This is a genomic window from Kineococcus gypseus (genome assembly GCF_050871305.1).
Lineage (GTDB): Bacteria > Actinomycetota > Actinomycetes > Actinomycetales > Kineococcaceae > Kineococcus > Kineococcus gypseus.
In genome coordinates this window covers 1-3,911 of the sequence record NZ_JBJLRD010000104.1, presented here as the reverse complement: position 1 = coordinate 3,911, position 3,911 = coordinate 1, and the positions used below count along the sequence as shown (strand labels likewise).

Genomic DNA, 3,911 nt, shown 5'->3' with positions numbered 1-3,911 from the left:
CGCACGCGGACCGGCTGGTGATGGCGAACATCGCGCAGACGGTCAACGTGCTGCAGGCGATGCTGCTGACCGATGGGCAGGCGCTGGTGCTGACCCCGAGCTACCACGTGTTCGAGATGAACAAGGGCCACCACGACGCGGAGGTGCTGGCGCTGGCGCTGCGCGGGGCCGCCCCGGTGCGCGAGGTGCAAGGCAAGGAGCTGGTGACGTTCTCCGCGTCGGCCTCGACCAGGGACGGGCGGGTGCTGATCTCGCTGACGAACCTCGACGCCGAAGAACCCCTCGCGGTCGAGCTGGACCTGCGCGGCGCGCGCCTGGGCACCCCCACCGCCCGGGTCCTCACCGCCGACGCGATCGGCGCGCACAACACCGCCACCGACACCCCCGTCGCCCCCCGCGCGCTGGACGGCGTGCGCCTGGAGGGCACGACCCTGCACGTGACCCTGCCCGCCCACAGCTTCGCGACCGTCGACCTGCCGGTCCTGCCGTGAGCACCCCCACCCGAACGCGACCCTGGAGGACGACGACGTGACCACCAGCACCGGCCCGGCGACGGGCACCACGACCGGCGGCGCGCCCGCGCTCAGCGACGAGGAGGTCGAGCAGTTCCTGCAGCAGGGCCACGTCGTGCTGGAGGGCTGCTTCGACCCCGCCTCGGCGCAGGACTGGATCGAGCGCGGCTGGCAGCGCCTGGGCGTCGACCGCGACGACCCCTCGACGTGGACGCGCCCGCGCGTGCACCTGCCCACGCAGGAGCAGGTCGACGTCGCGCAGTTCGCCCCCCGCGCGCTGGCCGCCGCGTCCCAGCTGCTCGGCGGCGACGAGCGCATCGACCTGCCCTGGCAGTGGGGCGACGGGTTCATCGCCAACCTCGGCGTGGGCGCCGACCGCCCGTTCGAGCCGCCGTCCCCCCGGGTGGGCGGCTGGCACAAGGACGGCGACTTCTTCCGCCACTTCCTGGACTCCCCCGAGCAGGGTCTGCTGACCATCGTGCTGTGGACCGACGTGCACAGCCGCGGCGGCGGCACGTTCGTGGCCACCGACTCCGTGCCGGTGGTGGCCCGCTTCCTCGCCGAGCACCCCGAGGGCGTGCTGCCGCGCGACCTGCCCCACGGCGAGCTGATCCAGCAGTGCTCGCAGTTCATCGAGGTCACCGGCTCCGCGGGCGACGTGGTGCTCATGCACCCGTACGTGCTGCACGCCACCTCGCAGAACGTCCTGCGCGCCCAGCGCCTGATCACCAACCCGCCCATCGCGCTGCGCGAGCCCATGCGCTTCGACCGCGAGGACCCCGCCGAGCACTCCCCCGTCGAGCGCGCCGTGCTGCGCGGGCTGGGCGTGGAGCGCTACGAGTTCCGCCCCACCGGCGAGCGCGAGACGTTCGAGGTGGACCGCGGCTGAGCCGCCGGCGCGCCGGGCGCTCCGCCCGGCGCGCCCGCGCCGGCCTCAGGCCGCGCGCCGCCAGGCCGAGCGCAGCGAGAGGCTGCGCCCGGTCTGCAGCAGGGAGTTCTCGTACAGCCGCCGGGCCACCGCGACGAACAGCGCGGCCGTGGCGGCGATGAGCAGCAGCGCCAGCAGCGGCTCGGCCCACCCCACGTCGCCCTGCAGCACCCGCTTGGGCATGACCATCGGCGAGGACAGCGGCACGTAGGACAGCACCGTCTGCAGGGTGCCGGGCTCGTTCGCGGCGAACGTCGCGAAGAACGGCAGCATCACCAGCATCTGCACCGGCGTGGCGGTGGACTGCAGGTCCTCCAGCCGGCTGGCCATCGCGCCGGCCGCCGCCCACAGGCACGAGAGCATCGCGAACCCCACCACGAAGAACACCACGAACCACACCGCCGCGGCCGGCACGCTGGGCAGGCTCGCCAGCAGGTCCGGGTCGGCCACGGCCAGACCGCCCAGCCCGACGGCGACGAGCAGCACGATCTGCGCCAGCGCCAGCAACCCGTTGCCGACGATCTTCCCGACGAGCAGCTGGCGCACCGGCACCGTGGTGACGAGCAGCTCCACCACGCGCGTCTGCTTCTCCTGCACCACGCTCTGCGCGATGGAGTAGCCGAAGATGATGACGATCTGCAGGAACAGGACCGAGAACGCCAGCCCCAGCAGCTGGGTGGTCAGCGGGTCCACCGCGTCCGGGTCCAGCAGCCGCTGCTCCGGCGGGACGGGGGCCAGCGCCCGCGCGGCCTCCTCCGCCCCCACCCCGGCCGCCTGCAGCAGCTGCAGCGACTGCGCCACCTGCACGCGCGCGGTGAGCACCTCGGCCAGCGCGCCGGGCACGCCGCGCTCGCCGACGACCTCGACCGCGCCCGGCGCCGCCCCCGCGCCGGCCGCCGGCAGCACCGCGGCCTCGACGTCGCCGGCGCGCACCGCGGCCTCGGCGGCCGGGGCGTCGGCGAGGGTGCGCACCACCACCTCCACGTCGGCCGGCTCGCCGGGGCGCTCGGCCAGCAGCGGCGCGGTGGCGCCGGTGGCGGCCACCTCGTAGCGCTCGGTGCCGCCCGAGAGCAGCCCCGGCAGGAACGCGGCCACCAGGACGATGACGAGCAGCAGCACCGTGGAGAACACGAAACCCTTGTCGCGCACCCGCTCGCGCACCTCGCGCTCGGCCACCAGCCGCCACTGGCCCTGCACGCTCACCGCGACACCTCCGAGAACAGCTCCGACAGGGACGGCACGACCGGCGCGAAGGAGCGCACCGGCCCGCGGCGCAGCGCCTCGGCCAGCAGGTGCTGGTCGGCGTCGGCGGTGAGCACCTCCACCACCGCGCGCCCCGGCGCGGACTCCACGAGGCGCACGCCGGGCACCTCGCGCACCCACTCCAGCGAGCCGTCGGCCACCAGCGCGTACCGCGAGCCCGCGCGCGCCCGGCGCAGCTCCTCCGGCTCGCCGGCGGCCACGACGCGGCCGCCGGCGAGGATGACCAGCTCGTCGCACAGCCGGTCGACGAGGTCGAGCTGGTGGCTGGAGAACAGCACGCCCACCCCGGCGCGCACCCGCTCGCGCAGCAGCTCGGCCATGGCGTCCACCGCCAGCGGGTCCAGCCCGGAGAACGGCTCGTCGAGCACGAGCAGCTCGGGGTCGTGCACGAGCGCGGCGGCGACCTGCACGCGCTGCTGGTTGCCCAGCGAGAGCGACTCCAGCTTCTCCTGGGCGCGAGCGCCCAGGCCCAGGCGCTCGAGCAGGTCCCGCGCGCGGGTCGTGGCCGCGCCGCGGTCCACGCCGTGCAGGCGCGCCAGGAACACCAGCTGCTCCAGCAGCCGGCCCTTGGGGTACAGCCCGCGCTCCTCGGGCATGTAGCCGAAGCGGCGGCGCTGGGCGAGGTCGGGCTCGCGCCCGCGGAACGTCACGGTGCCGGAGTCCGGTGCCAGCACGCCCAGGGCGATGCGCATGGTGGTGGTCTTGCCGGCGCCGTTGGCGCCCACGAAACCCACCATGCGCCCGTCGGGCACGGCCAGGCTCACGGAGTCCAGCGCGGTGCGGCCGCCGAAGCGCCGGGTCAGGGAGTCCAGGACGAGCACGGCGCCGACCCTAGGGACGGGCCGTGCGCGCGGGCGTCACCCGATCGGCGGAACCCCCGGCACCGGTCGACTGCCCCCCGGGCGGGTGCCGCCGGGCGCCCGGGCGGCGGCGCGCACGCGCAGCGCGGCCCGCGCGAGCAGGTCCACCTCGTCGCCCGGCGCCAGCCGCGCCCCGGCGGCCGCGCGCACCCCCACGTCCGCGGCCAGCTCCAGCGGCCCGCACCGCGCGCTCACGCGCACGGTGCGCCCGCGCGGTTCCACGGCGGTGACGGTGGCGCGCCAGCGGTTCGGCGGGGGGGGGGGGGGGGGGGGGGGGGGGGGGGGGGGGGGGGGGGGGGGGGGGGGGGGGGGGGGGGGGGGGGGGGGGGGGGGGGGGGGGGGGGGGGG

5 protein-coding genes are annotated in these 3,911 nt (G+C 76.5%); 2 read left to right on the top strand and 3 right to left on the bottom strand.

Annotated elements, in window-relative coordinates:
* Both ACRYMN_RS20735 and ACRYMN_RS20730 read left to right on the top strand, forming a co-directional pair.
* The coding region (locus tag ACRYMN_RS20735) for an alpha-L-arabinofuranosidase C-terminal domain-containing protein (RefSeq protein WP_432499314.1) at positions 1-491 on the top strand (491 nt) is incomplete at its 5' end.
* Positions 492-528: 37 nt separating this feature from the next.
* A complete protein-coding gene (locus tag ACRYMN_RS20730; RefSeq protein ID WP_432499312.1) occupies positions 529-1,401 on the top strand; it encodes a phytanoyl-CoA dioxygenase family protein in 873 nt (290 codons plus the stop codon).
* A 45-nt stretch (positions 1,402-1,446) separates the two neighbouring features.
* Here the strand turns inward: ACRYMN_RS20730 and ACRYMN_RS20725 are convergent, their stop codons facing one another.
* The 3 genes from ACRYMN_RS20725 to ACRYMN_RS20715 form a co-directional block, all read right to left on the bottom strand.
* The gene (locus ACRYMN_RS20725; protein WP_432499310.1) at positions 1,447-2,643 is read right to left on the bottom strand and encodes an ABC transporter permease; all 1,197 of its coding nucleotides are present in this window, start codon (positions 2,641-2,643) and stop codon (positions 1,447-1,449) included.
* A complete protein-coding gene (locus ACRYMN_RS20720) occupies positions 2,640-3,524 on the bottom strand; it encodes an ABC transporter ATP-binding protein (protein WP_432499308.1) in 885 nt (294 codons plus the stop codon). The genes ACRYMN_RS20725 and ACRYMN_RS20720 overlap by 4 nt, the downstream gene beginning before the upstream one ends.
* Before the next feature lie 36 nt (positions 3,525-3,560).
* Positions 3,561-3,911 (bottom strand): TOBE domain-containing protein (locus tag ACRYMN_RS20715; protein WP_432499306.1); only part of this gene is annotated, 351 nt, incomplete at its 5' end.